Origin of the sequence: Mucilaginibacter boryungensis, from assembly GCF_015221995.1 — a bacterium.
Lineage (GTDB): Bacteria > Bacteroidota > Bacteroidia > Sphingobacteriales > Sphingobacteriaceae > Mucilaginibacter > Mucilaginibacter boryungensis.
Genome location: NZ_JADFFM010000002.1, coordinates 1,793,518 through 1,817,963 on the forward strand (window position 1 = coordinate 1,793,518; position 24,446 = coordinate 1,817,963).

Annotated in this window: 22 protein-coding genes; 16 read left to right on the forward strand and 6 right to left on the reverse strand. The window is 43.2% G+C overall.

Going from position 1 to position 24,446, the window contains the following annotated elements; all coding sequences use genetic code 11:
* Positions 1–67 precede the first annotated feature (67 nt).
* From IRJ18_RS20835 to IRJ18_RS20845, 3 genes are all read left to right on the forward strand, one after another.
* Positions 68–640 carry an RNA polymerase sigma factor gene (locus IRJ18_RS20835; RefSeq protein WP_228072980.1) on the forward strand — a complete coding sequence of 191 codons (573 nt, stop codon included), beginning with the start codon at positions 68–70 and terminating at the stop codon, positions 638–640.
* A 10-nt stretch (positions 641–650) separates the two neighbouring features.
* Positions 651–1,064, forward strand: a complete 414-nt coding sequence (locus tag IRJ18_RS20840) for a hypothetical protein (protein WP_194108206.1) — start codon at positions 651–653, stop codon at positions 1,062–1,064.
* Between the two features lie 65 nt (positions 1,065–1,129).
* Entirely contained in the window at positions 1,130–1,345 is a 216-nt protein-coding gene (locus IRJ18_RS20845; protein ID WP_194108207.1) for a hypothetical protein, read from the forward strand.
* A 98-nt stretch (positions 1,346–1,443) separates the two neighbouring features.
* Here the strand turns inward: IRJ18_RS20845 and IRJ18_RS20850 are convergent, their stop codons facing one another.
* Positions 1,444–1,923 (reverse strand): DinB family protein, encoded by a 480-nt coding sequence (locus IRJ18_RS20850; protein ID WP_194108208.1) that lies wholly within the window; start codon positions 1,921–1,923, stop codon positions 1,444–1,446.
* Entirely contained in the window at positions 1,920–3,470 is a 1,551-nt protein-coding gene (locus IRJ18_RS20855; RefSeq protein ID WP_194108209.1) for an NAD(P)/FAD-dependent oxidoreductase, read from the reverse strand. The genes IRJ18_RS20850 and IRJ18_RS20855 overlap by 4 nt, the downstream gene beginning before the upstream one ends.
* A 192-nt stretch (positions 3,471–3,662) precedes the next feature.
* On the opposite strand from IRJ18_RS20855, the gene IRJ18_RS20860 reads away from it, so the two are divergent.
* The 8 genes from IRJ18_RS20860 to IRJ18_RS20895 all read left to right on the forward strand — a co-directional run bounded on the left by IRJ18_RS20860 (position 3,663) and on the right by IRJ18_RS20895 (position 12,422).
* Positions 3,663–4,280: an RNA polymerase sigma factor gene (locus IRJ18_RS20860; RefSeq protein ID WP_228072982.1), complete on the forward strand. Its 618-nt coding sequence runs from the start codon at positions 3,663–3,665 to the stop codon at positions 4,278–4,280.
* Between the two features lie 79 nt (positions 4,281–4,359).
* Positions 4,360–4,911, forward strand: coding sequence for a type 1 glutamine amidotransferase domain-containing protein (locus tag IRJ18_RS20865; RefSeq protein WP_194108210.1), 552 nt, complete (start codon positions 4,360–4,362; stop codon positions 4,909–4,911).
* A gap of 195 nt (positions 4,912–5,106) precedes the next feature.
* On the forward strand, positions 5,107–5,571 hold the full coding sequence (locus IRJ18_RS20870; protein WP_194108211.1) for a MarR family winged helix-turn-helix transcriptional regulator: 465 nt from the start codon (positions 5,107–5,109) through the stop codon (positions 5,569–5,571).
* Between the two features lie 10 nt (positions 5,572–5,581).
* The gene (locus tag IRJ18_RS20875) at positions 5,582–6,661 is read left to right on the forward strand and encodes an efflux RND transporter periplasmic adaptor subunit (RefSeq protein WP_194108212.1); all 1,080 of its coding nucleotides are present in this window, start codon (positions 5,582–5,584) and stop codon (positions 6,659–6,661) included.
* A 6-nt stretch (positions 6,662–6,667) separates the two neighbouring features.
* Positions 6,668–9,808, forward strand: a complete 3,141-nt coding sequence (locus tag IRJ18_RS20880) for an efflux RND transporter permease subunit (protein ID WP_194108213.1) — start codon at positions 6,668–6,670, stop codon at positions 9,806–9,808.
* 5 nt (positions 9,809–9,813) lie between these two features.
* Positions 9,814–11,133: a TolC family protein gene (locus tag IRJ18_RS20885; protein WP_194108214.1), complete on the forward strand. Its 1,320-nt coding sequence runs from the start codon at positions 9,814–9,816 to the stop codon at positions 11,131–11,133.
* Positions 11,134–11,190: 57 nt separating this feature from the next.
* Positions 11,191–11,571: a response regulator gene (locus IRJ18_RS20890; RefSeq protein WP_194108215.1), complete on the forward strand. Its 381-nt coding sequence runs from the start codon at positions 11,191–11,193 to the stop codon at positions 11,569–11,571.
* Entirely contained in the window at positions 11,568–12,422 is an 855-nt protein-coding gene (locus IRJ18_RS20895) for an N-acetylglucosamine kinase (RefSeq protein ID WP_194108216.1), read from the forward strand. Before IRJ18_RS20890 ends, IRJ18_RS20895 begins: the two co-directional genes overlap by 4 nt.
* A 24-nt stretch (positions 12,423–12,446) precedes the next feature.
* On the opposite strand, the gene IRJ18_RS20900 is transcribed toward IRJ18_RS20895, so the two are convergent.
* From IRJ18_RS20900 to mqnB, 3 genes are all read right to left on the reverse strand, one after another.
* A complete protein-coding gene (locus IRJ18_RS20900; RefSeq protein ID WP_194108217.1) occupies positions 12,447–13,340 on the reverse strand; it encodes an alpha/beta fold hydrolase in 894 nt (297 codons plus the stop codon).
* A gap of 63 nt (positions 13,341–13,403) precedes the next feature.
* The gene (locus IRJ18_RS20905; RefSeq protein ID WP_194108218.1) at positions 13,404–14,285 is read right to left on the reverse strand and encodes a menaquinone biosynthesis family protein; all 882 of its coding nucleotides are present in this window, start codon (positions 14,283–14,285) and stop codon (positions 13,404–13,406) included.
* 84 nt (positions 14,286–14,369) lie between these two features.
* The gene (mqnB, locus tag IRJ18_RS20910) at positions 14,370–15,056 is read right to left on the reverse strand and encodes a futalosine hydrolase (protein WP_194108219.1); all 687 of its coding nucleotides are present in this window, start codon (positions 15,054–15,056) and stop codon (positions 14,370–14,372) included.
* A 79-nt stretch (positions 15,057–15,135) separates the two neighbouring features.
* Here mqnB and IRJ18_RS20915 point away from each other — a divergent pair, with 79 nt between their 5' ends.
* The 4 genes from IRJ18_RS20915 to IRJ18_RS20930 all read left to right on the forward strand — a co-directional run bounded on the left by IRJ18_RS20915 (position 15,136) and on the right by IRJ18_RS20930 (position 21,011).
* A complete protein-coding gene (locus tag IRJ18_RS20915; protein ID WP_194108310.1) occupies positions 15,136–15,552 on the forward strand; it encodes a 6-pyruvoyl trahydropterin synthase family protein in 417 nt (138 codons plus the stop codon).
* Between the two features lie 7 nt (positions 15,553–15,559).
* Entirely contained in the window at positions 15,560–16,192 is a 633-nt protein-coding gene (gene folE / locus IRJ18_RS20920; protein ID WP_194108220.1) for a GTP cyclohydrolase I FolE, read from the forward strand.
* 118 nt (positions 16,193–16,310) lie between these two features.
* Positions 16,311–17,198, forward strand: a complete 888-nt coding sequence (gene fabD / locus IRJ18_RS20925; RefSeq protein WP_194108221.1) for an ACP S-malonyltransferase — start codon at positions 16,311–16,313, stop codon at positions 17,196–17,198.
* An 87-nt stretch (positions 17,199–17,285) separates the two neighbouring features.
* Positions 17,286–21,011: an ATP-binding protein gene (locus IRJ18_RS20930; RefSeq protein ID WP_194108222.1), complete on the forward strand. Its 3,726-nt coding sequence runs from the start codon at positions 17,286–17,288 to the stop codon at positions 21,009–21,011.
* 158 nt (positions 21,012–21,169) lie between these two features.
* Here the strand turns inward: IRJ18_RS20930 and IRJ18_RS20935 are convergent, their stop codons facing one another.
* Complete coding sequence (locus IRJ18_RS20935; RefSeq protein ID WP_194108223.1) at positions 21,170–22,087, reverse strand: coiled-coil domain-containing protein; 918 nt, start codon at positions 22,085–22,087, stop codon at positions 21,170–21,172.
* A gap of 348 nt (positions 22,088–22,435) precedes the next feature.
* Here IRJ18_RS20935 and IRJ18_RS20940 point away from each other — a divergent pair, with 348 nt between their 5' ends.
* Positions 22,436–23,893, forward strand: a complete 1,458-nt coding sequence (locus IRJ18_RS20940) for a glycoside hydrolase family 10 protein (protein WP_228072984.1) — start codon at positions 22,436–22,438, stop codon at positions 23,891–23,893.
* Positions 23,894–24,446 lie beyond the last annotated feature (553 nt).

Genomic DNA, 24,446 nt, shown 5'->3' on the forward strand with positions numbered 1-24,446 from the left:
AAAATGAAAATAATTTAAAATGTTTTGACGGCCCATCCGTCTACACCTATATAACAAGTAAAATACATTGATAACAGCCCTGATGCCAGATGAAAAGAACAGCCGTACCCTGCAAGCCATAAAGGCTTACGGTAAAAACCTGCTGTCGTTCATTCGCCGACGGGTGAAAACGGATGCCGATGCCGAAGACATTCTGCAGGATGTTTGGTACCAGCTAAGCGCGGTGGTAAACAGCGAACCCATTGAACAAACGGGCGCCTGGTTATATAAGGTAGCTACGAATAAAATAACCGATAAGTATCGCAAAAAAACAGAGGCTTCATTAGATGATTTGTTTTTGGATGATAACGATGATGATGAAAGTGATAACTACCGGGCAATTTTATTAGCCGAGGCCAACACGCCCGAGACCGAATACCTGCGTAACCTGTTTTGGGAGCAATTATACATAGCGCTTGACGAATTGCCCGAAGAACAAAAGCAGGTATGGCTTTGGCAGGAAATGGAAGATATTACCTTCCAGGAAATTGCCGAAAGCACGGGTGTGCCTGTACAAACGCTGGTATCGCGCAAGCGTTATGCAGTGCTGCATTTACGCCAAAGGTTAAGACAATTGTATTTAGAAATTACACAATATTAAAATTAAGAAAATGAAAAGGATATTTTTTACCAGGCCGTACAAATTTGTATTTATCCCCATTGGGGGGGCCGCTATTTTATCGCTGGTTAGCTTTATAGTGATGCAGCTTTGGAATAATTTACTGCCGGGCATATTGCATGTTAGTGCAATTACCTTTTGGCAGGCCATGGGCATATTTATTTTATGTAAGATATTGTTTGGCTTTGGCAAAGGCGGCCGCGGCTTTGGCGGCCCTGGCGGCGGGCCATGGATGCGCCGCAAAATGGAAGAGAAATTTAAGAACATGACCCCGGAAGAGCGCGAACGCTTTAAACAAAAAATGGGTGACCGCATGTGCCACTGGCGCGATTACAACCCGGATGTTAAGCACCCGTTTGACCATAATTGGGATGCCGGCCAGCCCAAAACAGAGGCTGCGGAATAAAAATTTATAAAAGCTTGTCCAGTTTTTACCAGTTCAGGCTATATACAGGTATAAATATTAAAAGTATGGATGTATTAGTTTTTAAAACCGATGTAACCAGTAAAAGAAAAGTTGGTAAGGTGAATACCTTGCTAACTTCTTTTCCAACTATCCAGCAATGGAATTTCGACCTGGAAGATTGCGATAATATTTTGCGCATTGTATCCAACGGCCTTTCGCCGCGTAATATAGAATCGGCTTTGCAGAGGGCAGGCATTGGGTGCGAGGAATTGGCGTATTAATGCCGTCTACGTCATCCTGAACTTGTTTCAGGATCCCTCGGGACTGGTAACCGATATGATGGGATGCCGAAACAAGTTCGGCATGACGTTATTTAATATTACCCATTCACCATCTTCACCAGCAACGCAATTTGCCCGGCATGATATATCTGGTGCTGAATAAAGCCGTATACCAATTCCTTGTAAGTAGTAACAGGTTCGTTGCCGCGCTTGTCGTCAATTTGTTCATCCCATTGTTCTTGGGGGAAATCGGTGATGATCTTAACCAGGTTAACATTGGCCAGCTTCAGGTCGTCTATCCAGTCGGACCATTTCTTCTCATCGGGTGCGCCGGTTGGTGGCCAGTCGCCGCTTGATGGCACCCCGGCTGTCATACCATTCAGCCTGTCCATCACTTCTTCCGTCCAGCTCAGCATGTGCAGTAATATTTCAGCCACATTATGCGCTGCCCGCGATGGCTTCTCGTAAGCCGAATCAAAAGTTATCCGGTCCAGGATGTTGTAAATAGGGTCGCCATACCAGGGTTGTCCCGACATTACTTTTTCAAATTCCTGTACTAAATTCTCTCCTGTTTTCATGCTATTAGTTTTGTTGCCGCTACGGCGCAGTTAATACCATCAATAGCAGCAGAAATAATGCCACCTGCATAGCCCGCGCCTTCGCCGCAGGGAAATAAACCTTTTATCTGCGGATGTTCTAATGTTTCTTTATCGCGCGGTATTTTTATAGGCGATGAGGTACGCGACTCCACCCCTACCAATATCGCTTCGTTTGTGTAATAACCTTTCATTTTTTTGCCGAATGCCGGTAAGGCTTTGCGTAAGCGCTCGTTAATCCAGCCGGGTAACACTTCTTTTAACTCCACGCTTTTAGTTCCGGGCAGGTACGAATTTTTAGGCAAGTCTTTAGATAAACGGCCTTCCACAAAATCAACCATGCGCTGACCAGGGGCTACCAGCCTGCCACCACCTGCCGCGAAAGCGGCCTGCTCTACCTGTTTTTGAAAGTTGAGCAGTTTGAAGGGATCGGCATTATCGCCTGCAACGTCCTCTAAGTTTATTTGTACTACCGTGCCAGAGTTAGCGTAAGGGTTGTTTCGTTTTGATGGACTCCAGCCATTCACCACAATTTCACCGGGTTCTGTGGAGCATGGTGCAATAATACCGCCCGGGCACATGCAAAACGAGAATACGCCCCGGCCTTCTACCTGCTCTACCAAACTATAGTAGCTGGGCGGCAGGTATTCACCCCGAGCGTCGCAATGGTATTGGGCCCGGTCGATGATCTGCTGAGGATGCTCGATCCGTACCCCCAATGCGAAGGGTTTGGCTTCGATCAGTATGTTTTGGTGTTGCAGCATTTCAAATATATCCCGCGCCGAGTGGCCGGTGGCCAGTACAACCGCATCTGCTTTAAGGCTTTCACTTGTTGCTGTTTTTACACCTTTTATTTTACCAAGCTCAACAATAAGCGAAGTTACTTTAGTATCGAACAGTACCTCGCCGCCTGCGTTCAAAATGGTTTCGCGCATGCTGGTAATAATCTGCGGCAGTTTGTTAGTGCCAATATGCGGACGGGCATCAACCAAAATATCTTCGGTTGCGCCGTGTGCTACAAACATTTTTAATACGGTATTCACATCGCCCCGCTTCGTGCTGCGGGTATACAGTTTACCGTCGGAATATGTCCCGGCGCCACCCTCGCCAAAGCAGTAGTTGGATTCGGGGTTCACAATGCCTTGTTTATTAATGTCAGCCAGGTCGCGGCGGCGCTGTTTCACATCCTTGCCGCGCTCGATAACGATGGGCTTGAAACCCATGCCTATGCATTGAAGTGCCGCAAATAGTCCCGCCGGACCCGCACCCACAATTATTACCGCTTTGGCATCCTTTACATTTGGATATTGGACGGTATAATGCTCAATCTGGAAAGGCTCATCGATAAAAACCCGTACCTGCATGCGGTATACCACTTTGCGACCGCGCGCATCAATAGAGCGCTTTAAAATTTTAATGCCCGTAATACGGTTAACAGGAATGTGTAATTGCAATGAAGCTTGTTTGGCAATAGCGGCTTCATTCTCGTGCACCTCGGGGGCGCAAACTATTTCGGTTTCTTTGATCATGATGTTGCCGGGTTTTTATCCCGGATAGGGCAAAGGTAATGAAGCCCTACTAAATCTTCCCTAAAGAGAAGACTTTAAAATAAAAAACAATATTCCCTCTTTACGGGATTTAACCGCCCATCCCCGTACGCCTACTGTCCGCTACCGAACAGTAATTATAACTAATAAAAATACATCATTCTGATTATCAGCATGTTTTATAAACGGCGTCAATTTTGGCATGGAGATACCAAACAACAATACAATATCACCATGACTACCGACGACAAATTAAAACAGATATGGGCGGGCTGCTTAAATAACGAGCGCAAACAGGAAGAACTGTTTTATAAAACTCTTGCCCCGCGGATGATGGCCGTGTGCATGCGTTATGCACATGACCGCGATGAGGCGCAGGATATTTTGCAGGAGGGTTTTATTAAGGCCTTCAAAAATCGTCAGTACTATCGTGGCGAGGGCAGTTTGGAAGGTTGGGTGCGCCGTATAATGGTGCATGCCGCTATTTCGCGCTACCGCAAAACTAAACCTGTTGTTTTGTGTGATGAAATGAGCACCGAAACCTTTTCGGGCACCTATAATTATGATGGGTTGGAAACGCAGGACCTGATGCGCATCATCCGCCAGTTGCCGGATACCTATCGCAGTGTATTTAATATGTATGCTATTGAAGGATACAGCCACCAGGAAATTGGCAGCGCGTTGGGTATGTCGGAGTTGTTATCACGCACCACGCTTTGCCGTGCACGTACCATCTTGAAAAATAAGCTTACCAGGTTAAACAAGGCCGAGGTTTACCGCATGGCTATGTAAAAGTATAGCGGCCTATTTTAACTTTCCTAAAACCATAATTTTTTACGGCTGTAGTTTATATACATTAAAAGTAAATATTATGGCCAGTTTAAGTGAAAAAAAAGTAGCCATCCTAACTGAGGAAGGCTTTGAGCAGGTGGAACTAACCAGCCCTAAAAAAGCATTAGAAGCAGCCGGTGCAACCGTGCATGTCATATCACCCCGCAGCGGAAAAATAAAAGCTTGGGATACAGATAAATGGGGCATTGAAATTGACGTGGATAAAACACTTGATAGCGTTAGTCCGGACGATTATGATGCCCTTGTACTGCCCGGTGGGGTAATGAATCCTGATAAATTACGCCAAAATAAATCGGCCGTAGCTTTTGTGTCGGCATTTTTGGATGAAAGCAAGCCTGTAGCCGCCATTTGTCACGGGCCACAGATGCTGATTGAAACCGGACTAATTGGCGGACGCACTTTAACCTCGTTCCCATCGCTGCAAACCGATATAAAAAATGCCGGCGGCCATTGGATAGATGAGGAAGTGGTGGTTGACAACGGATTGGTAACCAGCCGCCGCCCTGACGATTTGCCGGCATTTAATAAGAAAGCGATAGAAGAAATTGCCGAAGGCGTACATGCCTTATAAGATCATTTACAATCACCGACAAAGCATCCTGTGGAAACAAACAGGGTGCTTTTTTTTTAATAGACCCACCCAACTTGTTCCGATAACAGGGTAGCTCATATCCTGACATTTATGTATGTATTAATCGCCGTTTGGTAAAATGGTTGGTACATACAACTATCTGTAAAGCCTACTATTATATATTCGCTTATTATAATGGAAATAACAGAACCCATATCGCGTAAACTTATTCATTTAGGTAAGGTGTATTTAAATGTTTTATCTAAACGGGTAGATCATTTAGGCATTAACCGTTACTGGTATATTTTATCGCTGATACATGCCAACAACGGATTGTTAACGCAAAAAGAGTTGGCGGCCAGGTTGGGGAAGGATAAATCGGCCATGGTAAACATTATCGATTTTTTAACAGAACGGGGATATGTTTATAGAGAAATTAACCCGGCCGACCGCAGGCAGCATTTATTAAAGGTAACAGAAAAGGCAGGGAATGCCGTCCCTGAAATTGTGGCCGCTTTTGAAGCCATTAATAAAACAGCGGCCACTGATATATTACCGGCCGAGATGGAAATATTTAACCGCGTATTGTTGAAAATGGAAGAAAACCTAAAACCTTACGCTACCGAAGAAATGAATATAAAATTAAACCTAAATAAGTAAATACCCATATATGAAGATCAGGTACATAGCATTTATAATTATTGGCTTAATTGTGTGCTTTTTAATTTACAACAAGCTTTGGGGTTCTAAGGCTAAAGAAGCCCAGGCCATGGGCGCAACCAAAGGTAAGGGCAAAAGGAAAAGTGGCCCTATCCCCGTTAAGGTGATGATTGTTAAGGACACCATTGTAATTAATAATATTGATGTTACCGGATCTATTGATGCCAACGAAAAGGTAAGCCTGATCAGTCAGACAGCGGGCAATATAACGGGTATTTATTTTAAAGAAGGCAGCCATGTAAGTAAAGGCCAGCTACTGGTTAAAGTTTACAACCAGGACCTGCAGGCCTCGTTACAGCAAAACCAGTACCAGGTAGCCTTAGCTAAAGAAACGGAATATCGTAATAAGGTATTGCTTCAAAAGGAAGCCATAAGCAAGGAAGAGTACGAAACATCGCTAACTAACCTTAACTCGTTAAAATCCCAGGCGGATATGATCAAAGCGCAGATATCGCGTACCGAGATCAGGGCACCATTTTCGGGCACTATTGGTTTGCGCAATGTTAGTCCGGGTGGTTACCTGTCACCCTCAACATCCATTGCTACACTTGTAAATATCGATCCTGCTAAACTTACCTTTTCTGTTCCCGAACGCTACCTGCCTTTAATTCAAAAAGGAAGTAAAATTAATTTCACGGTGGCAAGTTCGTCCAAAACTTTCCAGGCTAAAGTTTATGCTATTGAGCCGGCTATTGATGTTACATCGCGCACCATCACCGTGCGGGCCGAAGCGCCAAACCCTAAAGACGAGCTTACTGCCGGCAGCTTCGCCAAAATAAACCTGACGCTGGACCAGATACCTAAAACCATTATGGTACCAACCGAATGTGTGATACCCGATTTGAAAAGCAGTAAGGTATTCGTAGTTAAAAAAGGTGTAGCCGCAGCGAAATTTGTAGAGACCGACCTGCGCACCGATACCAAAATACAGATTACCAAAGGCCTGAAGCCGGGTGATAGTTTAATTGTATCGGGCATTATACAAATGCGCCCTAAAGTGCCATTGAAAATTGTTAAAGTTATCAAGTAATTAGCTATGAGTTTATCCTCAGTAAGTATAAAACGGCCGGTACTGGCAACTGTATTATCGGTTGTAATTGTGGTATTTGGCATCATTGGCTACACATTTTTAGGTGTGCGCGATTTCCCTTCGGTCGATCCGCCTATTATTTCGGTTAGTACCAGTTATTCGGGTGCAAGCTCGGACGTGATCGAATCGCAGATAACCGAGCCGCTTGAAAAAGCGATCAACGGCGTACCGGGTATCCGTAATATCACTTCAACAAGTTCGGTAGGTAGCAGTAACATTACGGTAGAGTTTAACCTGGACGCCGATTTGGAAACTGCCGCGAATGATGTGCGCGATAAGGTATCGCAAGCGCAACGCCAGTTACCGCAGGATATTGACGCCCCGCCGGTAGTAACCAAAGCCGATGCCAGCGCCGACCAGATCATTACCGTAACGGTTAGCAGTAATACCCGTAACATTAACCAGGTTGATGATTACGCCGAAAACGTTTTACAGGAAGGCTTGCAAACTATACCAGGTGTAAGCTCTATCAACATACAAGGCCAGCGCCAATATGCTATGCGCCTTTGGATAGACCCGAACAAACTTTCGGCCCTGCGTTTAGCAGCAACCGACATCAGGGATGCCTTAAGCAAAGAGAACGTGGAATTACCTGCCGGTAAAATAGAGGGTAACAATACCGAGTTGGCTGTCCGTGCACTGGGTAAACTACATACCGTAAAAGATTTTAACGACCTTATTATCCGTGCCGATAGCAACAGGGTTATCCATTTCAGCGATATTGGTTATGCTACCTTAGGTTCAGCTAATGAAGAATCTTCGTTAAAGGAATCAGGTGTACCCGAAGTAGGTTTGGCCATTGTGCCGCAGCCGGGGGCTAACTATGTTCAGATAGCTAAGGATTTTTATAAAAGGTTAGAACAGATAAAAAAAGACCTGCCGCCAGATATTAAAGTGGTAGTGGCCTTGGATAATACCCGGTTTATTAACCAATCCATCAGCGAGGTAAAGGAAACGTTATTGATCTCGTTCATCCTGGTGGTTATTATCATCTACCTGTTCTTCCGCGACTGGCTGATCGCTTTCCGCCCTTTGATAGATATCCCGGTATCATTGATAGGGGCGTTCTTTATCATGTATGTTTTTGGCTTCTCTATCAATATCCTTACCCTGCTGGGTATTGTATTGGCTACAGGTTTGGTGGTAGATGACGGTATTGTGGTAACAGAAAATATCTATAAAAAGGTGGAAGCGGGCATGGAGGTACGTAAAGCCGCCTTTGAGGGCTCGGCCGAGATCTTCTTCGCGGTAGTGTCTACCTCGGTTACGTTGGCCGCGGTGTTCCTGCCTATCGTATTCCTGCAAGGGTTTACGGGGCGCTTGTTCCGCGAGTTTGCGGTGGTGGTTGCCGGGGCGGTATTAATATCGGCTTTCGTGTCACTTTCGCTTACGCCGATGCTGAATGTGAAGCTGATCCGTAAAAACTCAAAAAAGTCAAGGTTTTACGAAAAGACCGAACCATTTTTTGAACGCATGACCAATGCTTATACCGAGACATTGACCAATGCAATGAAATGGCGCTGGACATCGTGGCCTATTTTGGCTGTTTGTTTAATTGGGGTTTACATATTTTTAAAGGTCATCCCATCCGAACTGGCACCGCTTGATGACCGCAGCTTATTACGCTACTCCGTTACCGCGCCTGAAGGCTCATCGTACGAGTTCACCAGTAAGTACATGGATAACATTTCGCAATTAATAGAGGACTCAATCCCCGAAAAGAATGTGAATATTTCTATTACGGCATTTGGCCGTGGCGGCTCAGGTTCGGTAAACACTGGTTTTGGCCGTATTGGTTTGGTACCTCCCGATCAGCGTAAGCGTACCCAAGCCCAAATTGCCGATTATTTGACCAAAAAACTAAGCCGGTTCCCCGATGCCCGCGCCATTGTGGTGCAGGAGCAAACCATAAGTGGCGGTGGTAGTGGTGCGCGTACATCATTGCCTATCCAGTTTGTATTACAGAACCAGGATTTTGAAAAGATACGTAAGATATTGCCCGACTTTTTGGCCGAGGTGCAAAAAAGCAGCGTGCTGCAAACGCCCGATGTGGACTTGAAATTTACCAAACCCGAGCTGACCGTAGTAACCGACCGCGACCGCGCAAGGGATTTGGGTGTAAATGTGGCTGATATTGCTGCAACGCTGCAATTATATTACAGTGCCGGCCGGATAGATTATTTCCTTATTAATGGTAAGCAGTACCAGGTGGTGGCCCAGGTAACCCGGGTTAACCGCGACCAGCCCCTTGACCTAAAATCGATATTTGTGCGTAGTTCTAATGGTAACTTGGTACAACTGGATAACGTAGTTAAAATAAGCGAAGATGCTATCCCGCCGTCTATTTATCACTTTAACCGTTTTAAATCGGCCACTATACAGGCAGGGTTAGCGCCGGGGCATAGCATGAGCGAAGGTATTGCAGAAATGCAGCGCATAGCGAAAGAGAAACTTGACCCAACCTTCAGTACAGCGCTAAGCGGCCCATCGCGGGATTTTTCTGAATCATCATCCAACATCGTGTTTGCCTTTGCCTTTGCGCTGTTGCTGATATACCTTGTTTTGGCAGCCCAGTTCGAAAGTTTTATTGATCCGTTCATTGTAATGATGACCGTACCGCTGGCCATTGCAGGGGCTTTCATGTCGTTATGGTTGTTTAATCAAACCCTTAATATTTTCAGTGAGATTGGGATGATCACGCTGGTGGGTTTGGTAACTAAGAACGGTATTTTGATAGTAGAGTTTGCCAACCAGCGTATGGAACACGGCCTGAGCAAATACGAGGCGGTAATTGAAGCAGCAACTTCACGTTTGCGGCCTATATTAATGACCAGTCTGGCGGTAGTGTTAGGTTCGGTGCCAATTGCCTTCGCGCTGGGTGCCGGTGCAAAAAGCCGGGTATCGCTGGGTATAGTAATTATTGGCGGTATGCTGTTCTCGCTGATGCTAACACTGTATGTTATCCCCATGATATACATGATGATTGCAGCTAAAGAACGCCATGACCCGGATGCTGAAGACGAGGATATGCCTAAAAAGCCACGCAGGTTAAATAAAAAGGAACCCAAACTGATAGAGAATTTGTAAGCGATATGAAATTTAGTAAAATAGTTTGCCTGTTGTTTTTATGCACCGCTTTTGCGGTTAGCACCTATGCGCAGCAAGCGCCGCTGCTAACGTTAAGGGACGCGGTTGAGATTGCATTAAAAAACAACTACAATATAAAGCTGGCCCAAAACAATAATACCATTGCCAAAAACAATGTTACACCAGGCAACGCGGGGATATTACCGCAGGTATCGGCCAGCCTGACAACTAATAACAGCAAGCAAACCATCACCCAAACACGTAGCGATGGTACGGTAAACAACCTTAACGGGATCAGGAACAGTAATGTGAGCTATGGCCCAAGTTTAAACTGGACCATTTTTGATGGCTTTGCCATGTTTGCCAATTACGATCAGCTAAAACAACTGAACCAGTTAAGCGATGTGCGCATGCGCGATACCATACAAAGCACCATAGCTAACGTAATTGCAACTTATTACGATCTGATTAACCAGAACGAGCAGTTAAAAGCCTTACAGGGGGCTATTGCCATATCGCGTACCCAATACCGCATTGCCAATGATAAGTTTACAGTAGGCCGCGCGTCAAAACTGGAAGTGCTGAACGCGCAGGTTAACCTGAATACCGACACCGCCGCATTCCTTACCCAGGTACAGCAATTTAAAGCCAATAAAATAAGGATGAACCAATTGCTGGTGCGCGACCTGCAAACTGATTTTTCGGTAGCGGATACCATTGTGGTTGATCAGAATTTAAAGCTTGCCGATATTATTAACAGCGCCCAGACACAAAACCCGGCCATACTATCGGCCGAGATAAATAAGCGTTTGGCCGATATTAACTTAAGGCAGGTTAAGGCTACGCGCTACCCTACCCTGAGCGTAGGTACCGGTTACACCTGGACCAACAGCAAAACCCCGGCAGGCTTTACCCGCACACAGGATGCGCATGGGTTTAATTATGGTTTGACAGCCTCTATCAATATTTTTGATGGCTTTAACCAATGGCGTAAAGAACGCAACGCCAAACTGCAAATTGACAACGCGGGTATAGATGCCAAACAAACACGTTTGGAGGTGGAAGCGCAGATAAATAACCTGTATGTAAGCTATCTTTCGGGGTTAGACCTGGTGAAACTGGGGCAATCCAACGTGGAGATAGCTAAGCGCAACCTGGAGATATCTTTAGATAAATATAAGCTGGGAAACATTACCCCGCTGGAGATACGCGAGGCGCAAAGGAACTATCTTGACGCGCAATCCAAGTTTTTTGCGGCACAATATCAAAGCAAACAGGCAGAAATTACCTTAAAACAAATCACAAATAGTATAAATATTCAATAAAAAACGTAACTTTTAATTTTATTATACGTAAAACAGTATTTTTGAGGATCATAAAGTATGTCCGGAACCTATAAAATATGTTTGCTGATTGATGACAATTACATAGATAATTTTGTCACTCGCAGGATATTGGAAAGCGGCAACTTTGCTGATGAAGTTATTGTGCGGCAATCTCCAACCGAAGCTATCGATTCATTAAGAGAAGGTTTAATAAAACCCGATGTGATATTTTTAGACATCAGGATGCCTTTAATGGACGGCTTTGAGTTTTTGCAGGAGTACGATAAACTGGATGCTGAACATAAAGGGGCGAAAATATTTATGCTTTCGTCATCGCTTGATCCTACTGATTTTAAAAAATCTATCGAGAACAAATACATCACACAGTTTATCCACAAGCCGCTTACCCACAAAATTCTGGAAGAGCTTAGTGCATGATCTTAGTTGCTGATAGTGGTTCGTCAAAAACCGACTGGCTGCTGGATACACCCGGCGGCGCCCCGGCCGAATACCGTACCGACGGACTAAATCCATACTTTTTAACGGAAAAGGAAATTGCAAAGAAACTGCACGATCAGTTAGCTGCATTAACGGCTATATCCCATCAAATTACCGAGATCTATTTTTTTGGGGCGGGCTGTTCCAGTCCCGACAGGCACGAGATGGTATCAAATGCGTTAAGCCAGGTATTCCCAAAAGCGTTTGTAAGTGTGGATAGCGATCTTTTAGGTTCGGCCTATGCTACTTGTGGCCGCGATAAAGGGATTTGCTGTGTTTTGGGTACGGGCTCGAACATCTCTTTTTTTGATGGCGAGGATGTAGCCGAAGGTAAGCATGGTTTGGGCTATGTACTGGGCGATGAAGGTTCGGGCTCATGGTTGGGCAAAACACTGGTAACCGATTTTATGTATGGCAATATGCCAGCCGATATAGCCGCATCGTTTTATAAAACCTACCAGTTGGATAAGGCTACGGTTATTAAAAATGTATATCAGCAGCCACGTGCAAATTCATACCTGGCATCGTTCGCTAAATTTTTAAATGGTATACAATATACCGATTACGGACAAAAGGTGCTGAACGATTCATTTATAGAATTTATAGAAACCAATATTAAAAGTTATCCCGAATATCATCAGTATAACTGCCATTTTGTGGGTTCTATTGCCTATCACTTCAGCGAAGAATTAAAAGCCCAATGCGCCAAGAATAATATCCATGTAGGTAAGATCATCCAAAAACCTATTGACGAATTGCTGAAATTTATAGTAAAACGTAGCGGGGTTTGACCCTTCCGGGCTCAGCAACTGGGCTTACTTCTTATTGATATCCAAAATCACATTATCCAGCGACATATTAAATACCTGCGGATGTTCTATCATAGGAAAGTGGCCGCTGCCGGGGACATAAAATATTTTAAAAGGGATTTTATTAGCTATCAGGTAGGTACTGTCTACCGGGTGCACATCACTATTAATTAAATATAATTTCTTTTTAGCTTCCTTCAGCTTAGCTATTTCATTAAAATCGTTGCCGCCTTCCAGACTGGCTACACCTATAACCGAATCGGCTTTCGCTACATCCTTTAGTACCCGTTCGCGTATGTCTGCAGGGGTTGTTTTCGAGAATAGCTGCTGGTTAAACCAGGCAATGGCTGTGCGCTTAAAATGCTGCTTTAATTGCAGTACGGCCGCGGCATATGCTTTTTTATCCTGTTCGGTTTGCGGTGCGCCGGGGCTGTTAAAATTATCCACACCTACCAGGCCGATTACTTTATCAGGGTTATCAATTGCCGCTTGCAGCACAATATCGCCCGACATAGAATGGCCAATCAAGATCACCCTCTTTAATTTTAGTGCCGCAATAACCGAATCCACATCGCTGGCGAATGCCCTGGTACTCCAGTCTTTACGGTTTTTACCCGATTGACCGAACCCCGGCAGATCGATACTGACAATATGGTACCTTTTACCAAAATATGTTAATTGCTTAGCCCAGTAACTGCGGTTAATGGCCCAGCCATGTACAAAAAACAAGGTGGTATCACTAATGTTGCTGGTATCAGTATAGGCAATGTTCACCCCGTTGTTATGTATGGCTATTTTACCAGAATCGGCACCGCCTACCAGGTTGGTTTTTTTATGCTTACAGGAGGAAATACCCGCACACAGTGCAAGTACCATTGCCAAATAAAGTAGTGATTTCATGGGAAGATCGGTTTAAGTTTGTAACTATTGGAATATCAGGATTGTTTCAATCTCATTTTGTCATTAGTTAAAGGTTGGCGGACTTAAAAATAACTCTTCCTTAATTTCTGGTATTATCCCCTTCTCCAGCGCTGTATCAAACAGTAATTGGATTGCCTTTCTGCCTTCTGTACCTAAATCAACCGAGTATTGGTTTACATACAGATCAATGTGTTTGTACATCACCTCTTCACTCATTTCCTGCGCATGGCTGCGAATAAATTCCAACCCCGATTTGGGATTGGCAAAAGCAAACTCCACAGAGCGGCGCAATACCCGGTTCAGCTTATGCAGCACGCCGGCAGGCAAATGACGGTTAGCCACAATACCACCCAGCGGGATAGCGCAGCCTGTTTGTTTTTCCCAGTAATCGCCCAGGTCGATGATCTTTTTCAGGCCCTTATCCTGGTAAGTAAAGCGGTTCTCGTGAATGATAAGGCCAATATCTACCCTACCCTCTAAAACCGCGTTCTCAATATCCGAGAAAACAAGTATCTCCTTATTTGTAGCATCAGGAAATGCTAATCCCAGTAAAAAATTAGCAGTTGTGTATTTTCCGGGTATCCCTATCACCGGATTTCGGATTTCGGATTTCCGACCTCGGATTTGGTTATTTTTTAAATCCGAAATTGAAATTTCCAAATCCGAAATTAAAAGTGGTCCCACACCAAAGCCCAGTGCACTGCCGCTATCCAGCAGTACATATTTATCGACCACATAGGCAAACGCATGATAACTGAGTTTAGTAACATCAAGCTCACCGCGAAAGGCTTTTTGATTAAGCGTTTCCACATCTTCATAAAACACTTCAAAATTCAGGCCTTCAGTATCTATTTTATGATGGATAAGCGCATCGAATATAAAAGTATCGTTAGGGCAAGGCGAAAAGCCGAGGGTTAATTTCATGGTAGTTATACGTTGAACATTTTACGTTTTACATGTCGGATAATCTTTCTGCCGTAAAACGTAAAACGTCCAACGTACAACCTTTTATCCCAACCTTTTCAAAAGCGCATCGGCAAATGTATTGAGATTTTTAATGGCCAAACCTATTTGCCAGCCATCGCGGTTACGTTTTTCTACATAATTTGACACTGCCCTGATCTGTATACAGGGTATGCCTGCTTTGCGGCACGCATAAAAAAAGGCTGCGCCCTCCATACTCTCTACCTGTACATCTAAACGGCTGGTTATTTTTTCAATAGCCTGCTCGTTGCCGTGTACCGTATTCACAGTTATTCCTGTAGTATGTTTCAACAGCAAATTGCTGCTATCTATATGATGCTGATTAAAGATACCTGATAAGGTAGTGCTGGCGGTAAACACACTTTCACCAAAACCCAATTGCTCAATGGATAAAAAATCTTCATCGTCTTCAGCGCCAAGTTCAGCCAGTATATCGGTAGTTACTTCTACCACTTCGCCCAAATCAAGGCTGCGGTCAAAGCTGCCGGCAATACCCAGGTTAATAGCCAGGTCGTATTGATGAGTTGCCAGATGCCTGCCCAGCGCAAAAGCTGTAGCCACCATGCCTACGCCGGTTACTAAAAGTCTTAAGTCTTGAGTCGGTAGTTCTAAGTCTTCGGACTGAGGGCTTTGAACTTCAGGCGTCAGGCTCCCCACTTGAAAAAGAGGTTCTATTTCGCTTTGGGTAGCTGCTACAATTAGTATTTTCATGGTGTGGGATGATAACGCTAAGATAAAAAACAATTCACCAGTTTTTGTTTTGTTATATTTGCAGCCAATTATTGTTATGATGATATACATGACGCGCAAGGAGCATTTTAACGCGGCACACCGGATGTACCGCGATGAATGGAGCGCAGAAAAAAATGCGGAAGTTTTTGGCAAATGTGCCAACCCCAACTGGCACGGGCACAACTATAACCTGTTTGTAACCGTTAAAGGCCGCATCAGTCAAGCCACGGGATATCTTATCGATTTAAAGGAACTTAAAGTAATTATAAACGATTACGTAATTGAAAAGCTTGACCATAAGAACATTAACATGGATGTTGATTTTATGGCCGGCAAAATGGCATCGACAGAATTACTTTGCATTGAAATATTCAACCAGTTAAAAGCGCCTATTGAGGCCTACGAGGGTGTTTACCTGCACTCTGTTAAACTTTACGAAACCGAAAACAATTCTGCCGAGTATTTTGGCGAATAAACCAACTATGAACGGACAATATATAGACGATGAGGACGAAATTAGCGGCTACCAAAAAATAGACCGTTACAATCCCGAACTGATTACCAGCTTATCAGAACATTATAAAGAGATCTTAAAACAAATAGGCGAGAACCCTGAACGTGAAGGTTTGCTTAAAACACCCGAGCGTGTTGCCAAAGCTATGCTTTATTTAACTCATGGTTACGAACTGGATGCCAAAAAAATACTTAGTTCGGCTTTGTTTAAGGAAGAGTATAGCCAAATGGTAGTGGTAAAGGATATAGAAGTATATTCGATGTGTGAACATCATATGCTGCCATTTTTTGGCAAGGCGCATATTGCCTATATCCCCAACGGCCATGTAGTGGGCTTAAGCAAAATACCGCGTGTAGTTGATATTTATGCCCGCAGGTTACAGGTGCAGGAACGTTTAACCAACGAGATACGCGATTGTATACAGGAAACCCTGCAGCCAATTGGCGTAGGTGTGGTAATAGAATGCCGCCACCTTTGCATGTGTATGCGCGGTGTACAAAAACAAAACTCGGTAACTACCACATCGGCATTTACGGGCGGATTTTTACAGGAAAAAACAAGGGCGGAGTTTCTCAATCTAATTTCAAACAAACTGAGTTGATACTTAGTGATTAGAGGTTAGTTAATTAGTGATTAGTTAGAATTGCTGATCGCTAACCTTTAATCGCTACCAAACTAATAAGACTAATCTCTAATTAACCAATCACTAATTAACTAAAATGAAAGCATACATTTTTCCGGGCCAGGGTGCACAGTTTGTAGGCATGGGTAAGGATATATACGAACAGAACGCGGAAGCTAAAGCTTTATTTGAGCAGGCTAACGAAATTTTAGGGTTCCGCATTACCGATATTATGTTTGAAGGTACTGTAGAAGAACTGAAAGAAACCAAGGTTACCCAACCGGCTATATTTTTACATTCGGTAATATTAGCTAAAGCTTTGGATAGCGATTTTCAGCCCGAAATGGTTGCTGGTCACTCATTGGGAGAATTCTCGGCTTTGGTGGCAGCCGGTGCTTTGAATTTTGAAGATGGGCTGCGCCTTGTTGCCGCCCGTGCCAATGCCATGCAAAAAGCCTGCGAGTTACAGCCATCAACCATGGCGGCTGTTTTAGGCCTGGATGATTTTACTGTAGAAGATATTTGCCACCGCGTAAGTGATGTTGTTGTACCGGCTAATTATAACTGCCCTGGCCAGTTGGTCATATCGGGCAGCATGGCGGGTATAGATAAGGCTTGTGAGTTGCTTTTAGCCGCTGGCGCTAAACGCGCCCTGAAACTACAGGTAGGCGGGGCGTTCCATTCACCATTGATGGAATCAGCAAGGGTGGAATTGGCGGCAGCTATTGAGGCTACCGAAATTAACGCCCCGGCTTGTCCTATCTATCAAAACATTGATGCCAAGCCGCAAACCGATCCGCAACAGATAAAACACAATTTGATAGCCCAGTTAACCGGGCCAGTGCGCTGGACACAAACCATACTACATATGCTGGAAGACGGCGCCACTTCCTTTACCGAGGTGGGCCCAGGTAATGTCTTGCAGGGCCTGGTTAAAAAAGCCGACCGCAATGCAGTTACAGCCAGCGCCATGTTACCCCAATAAATAAATATAAAAGCCGCAAACTAAAGCGGCTTTTGTTTTTTATGATAATTTTATACCTATAATTAATATCGGTTAATAATTACTTTTTTGAGTACATCTGCAAAAATACGGTTACTGCTGGCTATTGTTTGTGCCACATTTTTATTAACGGCTATTATCGTTAAAGAAACGTTTACGCCTAAGGTAAACCTGGCGCAAACCGGCGCTATACTGCAAAAAAACATTAATGCTAAGGAAGCTTACATTAATGAAATTATCAGCAGCAAAGGTATAGCACGTTTAAAACAGCTACCCGATAACACAACCGATGCTATAAATTTCATTCAGAACTACACTACCAAAAAACACATTTTAGTATACACTTACAGAAATAACCACATCAAATTCTGGACCGGGGGAAGTATAGTGCCAGAAAGCCCGGCACCTTATAAAGAAGGGTCGCAATTTGTAAAATTGGCTAATGGTTATTACGAGATCGTTAAAAAAACTGATGTCGATTTTACCGTATTAGCCTTTATACTGGTAAAGCCAATTTATCGGTTCGAGAATCAATACCTGCATAACCGGTTTGATAAAGATATGCTGCAGGATAATAATATTGATATTGCCGATATTTTTGACAAAGTTATATATGATATACACGCCACCGATAATTCGTACCTGTTTTCGGTAAAGCTTAAGCCGGGCAATGTTAACCACCGGTTTTATTATTTCGAAATAGTATTATGGCTGCTGGGTTTTATAACCCTATGCACGCTGATACATAATATATGTAATTACATTGCAGGTAAAGGGTTTATACTCTTATCGTTTGCCATACTAACAGCCTTTATTTGTATCACCCGGTTTATAAACCTCAACAATGGCTGGCCCGAACTGGGCGAATTTGAATTGTTTAATTCCCGGTTATATGGCTCAAATGCGCTATTTCCCACCCTTGGCGATTTTTGCCTTAATGTATTGGGCGCCTGCTGGCTGGCATCGTTTGTATTTCATCACCGGCATAAAATAATACGCCGAGCGGTAAGTAAAACGGCGGCATATTGTATTATAATCGTATGCTGCGCCGGTCTTATTGGCTTATCTACTATTTTGTTAAACCTGTATTATGGCCTGGTTATTAATTCAAATATCAGTTTTGATGTTACCAACGTATTTAACCTGTCGGGATTCAGTTTTTTAGGGGTATTAATGCTATGCTTTAGCTTTTTATTGTTTTACCTGCTAAATGATACGTTACTGGTTATAACCCGCCGGTTAACCATCCCCGATAAACATAAGGTATATATTTTTAGCTTTTTTATTATAGCGGCTACTGCAGTAACTTTCCTTCAGCACGGCGGTAGTGTCTTTTACATCTTAGTTGGTTTGTTTACCGCTATAAGGGCTTATGATATTTGGTATGGCAATGGCAAGCTTAACGCCACTTCTTTTTTAAGTTTAATCGCCATATGCTCTTTAATTTCAGCTATAAAGCTCAACCATTTCCAAAAGGTAAAGGATACAGAAATGCGCAAGGTGCTGATACAGAAACTGGAGGCTGCCGATGATGACACTGCCGACTCGGCCTTTCATAAAATTGAAAAACAAATTATTACAGACCCTATCCTGCTACAATATTTTGGCGAAAATGACAGGAACGATGAATTTTTAAGAAACCGCCTGCAAAAAAGTTATTTTGATGGTTATTTAAGTAAATACGATATTAAGGTATATGCGTTTAATAGCGCCGGCGAACCAATTACCAGCGATAAAAGTTACCTGCTTAATGATTTTAAGGACATGGTGGCTTATAGCTCCATTAAAAAGGTATCAGACTATTTTTACCATGAAACGGATTTTGGTTTTCAAAGCTACTTTGCCATCCTGCCGGTTAAAGATAACGATACAAGCTTAGGCACATTAGTAATTAACCTGAAATCGAAGCCGTTTGTAGCCGAAAGCACCTTCCCATTGCTGTTGGTAAAGGGCGAGGTACGATCGAACCAGGCTTTTAAAGATTATTCTTACGCTTTTTATAGTGATAAGCATTTATTAAACCAAAGCGGCAAGTACACTTATACACTGTATAATAATATTTTTAAAGGACAGCCAAGGCAATATGTAATTCAAAAAACCAAAATGGCCGACATCAGCTGGTATAAACCGCTGGCCCATTTTAACCACCTGATATATGTACAGCCCAATAAACGCAACATGATTGTGGTAAGCAGGCAGGAAGATCCCATAGCTGATAGTGTCACTTCACTCACTTTCTTTTTTGTAACACTATTAGGTTTTAGCGGCGTAGTAATTTTAATATCGTGGCTGTGGGCGCGCATTCGTATATTCAATATCAAAAATCAGCAAATAAAATGGGGATTTAGGATTAATGTTGATAAGATACTTTATCGCAGTCGTATCCAGTTCTCGGTAATATTTACTGTAGTATTCACGCTATTAATTATTGGCATTATTACATTTCAATCTATCAGCAACCAATACCGCGACCAGCAGCAGGAGATGATAAGGGACAAGATCAGCCGCATAGGACTGGTGTTTGAGCAGGGGTTAAGGAAAGATTACTATAGTACCCAACAGGCAGGGCAGGTAAAATTTAATGAGTTTGCTAATACCTACCTGGTAGATTTAACCTTGTATAATAAAAATGGTGTAGCGCTTATTACAACCCAACCCAAAATATACGATTATAACTTATTGGCCCGCCGCATGGATGGCCGGGCGTTTATTGGAATGAATAAACAACAACAATCGGTATTGTTGAATGATGAAAGAATTGGCGACTTAAATTATAAGGCCGCTTATGTACCTATAAGAAATGCTAAAGAACAAACAGTGGCCTACCTGCAGTTGCCTTATTTTGCGGATGAGGTGGAATATAATAACCGCATTGGCGCTTTGCTTAACGCCATGATAAACATATATGCACTGGTATTTATAGCGATTGGCTTATTTGCTATTGTAATAGCCCGTCAAATTACCTCGCCCCTTGCGTTTATTCAATACAATCTTAGTAAAACCATTTACGGCCAAAAAAATGAGCCTATTGTTTGGGACCGCGATGATGAAATAGGCGCGTTGGTGAAGGAATATAATAAAATGATAGGCGAACTGGAAGCAAGCGCGCAACGCCTGGCTCAGTCTGAACGTGAGACCGCCTGGCGCGAAATGGCAAAGCAGGTAGCCCATGAAATAAAAAACCCGCTGACGCCTTTAAAACTGGGCCTGCAGCTGCTTGATAAGGCATGGAAGGATAAAGACCCTAAGTTCGATCAGAAGTTTGAACGTTTCAGCAAATCGTTTGTAGAACAGATAGAAAGCCTGTCATCTATAGCCTCAGAATTTTCGGCCTTCGCTAAAATGCCTGATACCAAGCTTGAAAAGGTAAACTTGTTTGAAATTATTACGCAGGCGGTTATTATATTTAAACAGATGGATAATGTAACTATCGATTATCAGGCAGGCGATGCTTTCTTTATCCGTGCCGATCGCGATCAGTTACTGCGTTGCTTCAATAATTTGCTTAAAAATGCTATCGAAGCAATTCCTGATAACAGACCGGGGGTTATCAGCATTGCCCATAAAGTGAACCCGGGCCATGTATTGGTAATAGTTACCGATAATGGCAACGGTATACCCGAAGGTATGCGCGAAAAGATATTTGCGCCAAACTTTACTACCAAAAGCTCGGGGACGGGCCTTGGGCTGGCTTTTGTAAAAAACTCTATAGAAAATGCCGGGGGCAAAGTTTGGTTTGAAACTGAACTGGGCAAAGGCACCACATTCTTTTTAAGCCTGCCCGCTGCGGTATAGTCTTTGGCTATGTCGTCATTCTCTACGCGTCATTGAATTATTTCTGTCATTGGTCATTCAATAACGATGAAAGTTTATCTGGTTACTTAAATAAAAACCCGGCCTGCATTGCAAGCCGGGTTTTTATCATAATCCGAAATCGAAATCCCGAAATCAGGTTATTTCAATGTGAAATTCACTTTACCCATGGTATACCCATCTGAATAAAGGATAACTGTATAAGTACCTTTTTGGAATGGCGGGGTGCTTGGGCTTACCCAATCTATCAGGAAAGGCGCGCCATCATCCTTATAATCAATAGAAGTTTTGTAGGTTGATTGCAGGTCCTGCCCGTCCGAACTAAAGGTAGTTGTTTCGTTGCTGGTTACCAGGTTGCCAGTTGGGTCAAGCACACGCAAATAAATATCGTGCGATGATTTTTGTGCTACCGGGTTGCTGGCTACTGTGAAATTGATCTTTATTTTGGTGGCCTGGCTGGCTTTTGTTACATCAACTTCTTTTCCATTACCCTTAACCTTATAAGCGGTAACGGATATAGCACCAACTTTTAATGCCGATGCAGCCTGCACTTTAGTATTCAGTTCCTGGTTTTGTTTTTCAAGTGTAGTGGCTTTTTCGTTAACACTGGCCAGGTTGGTTTTTAGGGTATCCCTTTCAGTGGTTAAAGTGGTGTTTTGTTTCTTTAACTCCTCAATATCGGCAGTGTATTTGGTGACAAAATAGCGTAGTTGTTTTACATCTTCCTGCGCTTTGTCCAATTCGGCCTTAGTTAGTTTGCCTTTGGCCAATTCAACGCGTAAAACTTTTATTTTGGATTTAAGTGAATCGTTTGCGGCCCGCATTTCGGCAGTCATTTTGGCCTTGCCTGAATTTACCTGCTCAATTTGCGCCTCCAGGCTATCCAGTTCGGTTTGCAGCCTGGTTTTTTCACTATCAGTAGTTACAACCCTTACATCCGATTTGTTTTTTTGCATGTACAGGTAAACATCTGTTACCAGCAGGGCCACAACAACAACTATTAAAAAATAAATAACATTCGAATTCTTTTTAGGAGCTTGTGTTGGTTGGTTTTCCATTTGTATCAGTTTTAAAATTATAAAATAGCATATCCTATGCCCGTATCTGAAAATATAGCTGTTTAAACAACTTTTGTACCTAATAACCGTGTTTTTGCAGATAGGTTTTGTAAATATGCTTTATTTACCGGCAGTATATTACTGCTAAAAGTAGTTACATTATGTTTAAAAACACAAAATACTTGTAATTATTGCCCGTTATAGTAATATTAAACTGGTGCAGTTTATATCTTTACAGCTTTTAAAAAATACCTGATGTCCGTATACAGACTTTTCTTTCCGAGCATTATAATCCTTGCAACCTGTTTTTACCTTCACGCGCAATCGCCCGTAATTCCGGTAACTGATATGGCCCCAAAACGCGAGTTCAGGGGAGCATGGGTAGCCACGGTAGCTAATATTGACTGGCCAAGCACCCCGCACTTATCAACCGATAAACAACAAAAAGAGTTGATAGATATCCTGGAGTTTGACCGTAAAACCGGTATCAACGCAGTGATGTTCCAGGTACGTCCTGCTGCCGATGCTTTTTATTTTAAAAGTCACGAACCCTGGTCTAAATGGTTAACAGGCCAGCAAGGCAAAGCCCCCGACCCGGTTTACGACCCACTGGAACTGGCTATTAAAGAAGCCCATAAGCGCGCTATAGAACTGCATGCCTGGTTTAACCCTTACCGTGCTACGCTGGATGGTAATTTTAGTGCACTTAGTCCACAGCATATTACCCGTATTAAACCCGAATGGTTTTTTATATATGGGGGCATTAAGCTGTTTAACCCGGGCATACCCGAAGTGCGCGACTATATTGTTGAAGTGATACTGAACGTGGTAGATAACTATGATATAGATGGCGTGCATATGGACGATTACTTTTACCCGTACCGGATAGCCGGACAAAAAATAAACGATGCAGAAGCCTTTAAAAAATATGGTGCCGATTTTGACAACATTGACGATTGGCGCCGCGACAACGTGAACCAACTGATAAAAATGCTGGGCGACAGCATACACAAACATAAGCCATACATGAAATTTGGTATCAGCCCGTTTGGGATATGGGCTAACAAAAGCCAAAACCCTGAAGGATCGAATACCCATGGCGGCGATTCTTATTATGAACAGTATGCCGATTCGCGCAAGTGGATTAAAGAGGGTTGGGTAGATTATATTAACCCTCAATTATATTGGCCCTTTAAATATCGCCTGGCAGCTTTTGAAAACCTGCTTGACTGGTGGAGCGATAATACCTACGGGCGCCACCTGTATATTGGGCAGGCTGCTTACCGGGTAAATGAGATTGGTTCGCCAGGGTTCAAAATGCCCTCGCAAATACCCGATCAGATCAAATATATGCGGGCCAATCCGCGTGTGCAGGGCAGTATTTATTTCAGTCAAAAATCGTTAATAAATAACCCGCTTGGGCTGGGCGATTCATTACGCAAAACTTATTATAATCACCCGGCGCTGCCACCGGTTATGCTTTGGCTGGATTCTATACCGCCTAATCAGCCACAGCAATTGCTGGCCACGGCTGCCCCAGGGAAGGTAACTTTAAAATGGACGGCCCCCTTGCCGGCAAAAGATAAAGAGCCGGTTTATGGTTATGTAATATATCGCTTTACAGGCGATGAAAAAGTTAATGTTAACCGGGCCGAAAATATCCTGAGCATCCGTTACAATACCGAGCAAATAGCCGAAGATAAAACCGCCGAGCCTAACAAAAAATATATTTATGTGGTGACCGCCATCGATCGGCTTAAAAACGAAAGTGAACAAAGCGAACCGGTGACAGTGGTAGGGAAGTAAATGATTTCAAAAGCCGAAATGCCAAATGCGGAGCAATTAAATCCCGCATTTGACATTTCGGCTTTCGCATTTTCAGGGGTTCATAATCGTCCCTCATCCATTTATACCAATGGCTTGCGCAGTCAAACCATATTGATTAACGGGTAATTTACTAAGCCGGGAGCTTCCCTGGGCTGATTTATGCACCTTATTGATAGGCATGCAGAACTATTCGGAATTTTTTATCCATGTTATGACACTTAGTTTTCAGACAGTTAAGCGACTAATTCCAAATATTTGAAATTAGTGTTTTGAAGGTGAGCTATTTCTGCTTACATTTGCATCCCGCTTCAGAAAAAAGGCGGTTGTTTTTTAACATTTAAGGTCGGAAAAATCAAATCAAAAAAAAAGTGAAAATAACACTTGACAATGATTAAAATAATCCACACCTTTGCAACCCGCAAACGAAGGAGTAAAAGTGTTGAAAAACGCTGGGAAACGACGAAAGGGATCACTTAAAAAATAAGTGAAAATAAATTTTGAGAATGTAAAAAAGGTTTCTACCTTTGCAGTC

Bases quoted from the DNA above. Each gene is read 5' to 3' on its own strand.
- IRJ18_RS20840 (WP_194108206.1), top strand. From the start codon at position 651: ATGAAAAGGATATTTTTTACCAGGCCGTACAAATTTGTATTTATCCCC.
- IRJ18_RS20845 (WP_194108207.1), top strand. From the start codon at position 1,130: ATGGATGTATTAGTTTTTAAAACCGATGTAACCAGTAAAAGAAAAGTT.
- IRJ18_RS20850 (WP_194108208.1), bottom strand. From the start codon at position 1,923: ATGAAAACAGGAGAGAATTTAGTACAGGAATTTGAAAAAGTAATGTCG.
- IRJ18_RS20855 (WP_194108209.1), bottom strand. From the start codon at position 3,470: ATGATCAAAGAAACCGAAATAGTTTGCGCCCCCGAGGTGCACGAGAAT.
- IRJ18_RS20860 (WP_228072982.1), top strand. From the start codon at position 3,663: ATGTTTTATAAACGGCGTCAATTTTGGCATGGAGATACCAAACAACAA.
- IRJ18_RS20865 (WP_194108210.1), top strand. From the start codon at position 4,360: ATGGCCAGTTTAAGTGAAAAAAAAGTAGCCATCCTAACTGAGGAAGGC.
- IRJ18_RS20870 (WP_194108211.1), top strand. From the start codon at position 5,107: ATGGAAATAACAGAACCCATATCGCGTAAACTTATTCATTTAGGTAAG.
- IRJ18_RS20875 (WP_194108212.1), top strand. From the start codon at position 5,582: ATGAAGATCAGGTACATAGCATTTATAATTATTGGCTTAATTGTGTGC.
- IRJ18_RS20880 (WP_194108213.1), top strand. From the start codon at position 6,668: ATGAGTTTATCCTCAGTAAGTATAAAACGGCCGGTACTGGCAACTGTA.
- IRJ18_RS20885 (WP_194108214.1), top strand. From the start codon at position 9,814: ATGAAATTTAGTAAAATAGTTTGCCTGTTGTTTTTATGCACCGCTTTT.
- IRJ18_RS20890 (WP_194108215.1), top strand. From the start codon at position 11,191: ATGTCCGGAACCTATAAAATATGTTTGCTGATTGATGACAATTACATA.
- IRJ18_RS20895 (WP_194108216.1), top strand. From the start codon at position 11,568: ATGATCTTAGTTGCTGATAGTGGTTCGTCAAAAACCGACTGGCTGCTG.
- IRJ18_RS20900 (WP_194108217.1), bottom strand. From the start codon at position 13,340: ATGAAATCACTACTTTATTTGGCAATGGTACTTGCACTGTGTGCGGGT.
- IRJ18_RS20905 (WP_194108218.1), bottom strand. From the start codon at position 14,285: ATGAAATTAACCCTCGGCTTTTCGCCTTGCCCTAACGATACTTTTATA.
- mqnB (WP_194108219.1), bottom strand. From the start codon at position 15,056: ATGAAAATACTAATTGTAGCAGCTACCCAAAGCGAAATAGAACCTCTT.
- IRJ18_RS20915 (WP_194108310.1), top strand. From the start codon at position 15,136: ATGATATACATGACGCGCAAGGAGCATTTTAACGCGGCACACCGGATG.
- folE (WP_194108220.1), top strand. From the start codon at position 15,560: ATGAACGGACAATATATAGACGATGAGGACGAAATTAGCGGCTACCAA.
- fabD (WP_194108221.1), top strand. From the start codon at position 16,311: ATGAAAGCATACATTTTTCCGGGCCAGGGTGCACAGTTTGTAGGCATG.
- IRJ18_RS20935 (WP_194108223.1), bottom strand. From the start codon at position 22,087: ATGGAAAACCAACCAACACAAGCTCCTAAAAAGAATTCGAATGTTATT.
- IRJ18_RS20940 (WP_228072984.1), top strand. From the start codon at position 22,436: ATGGCCCCAAAACGCGAGTTCAGGGGAGCATGGGTAGCCACGGTAGCT.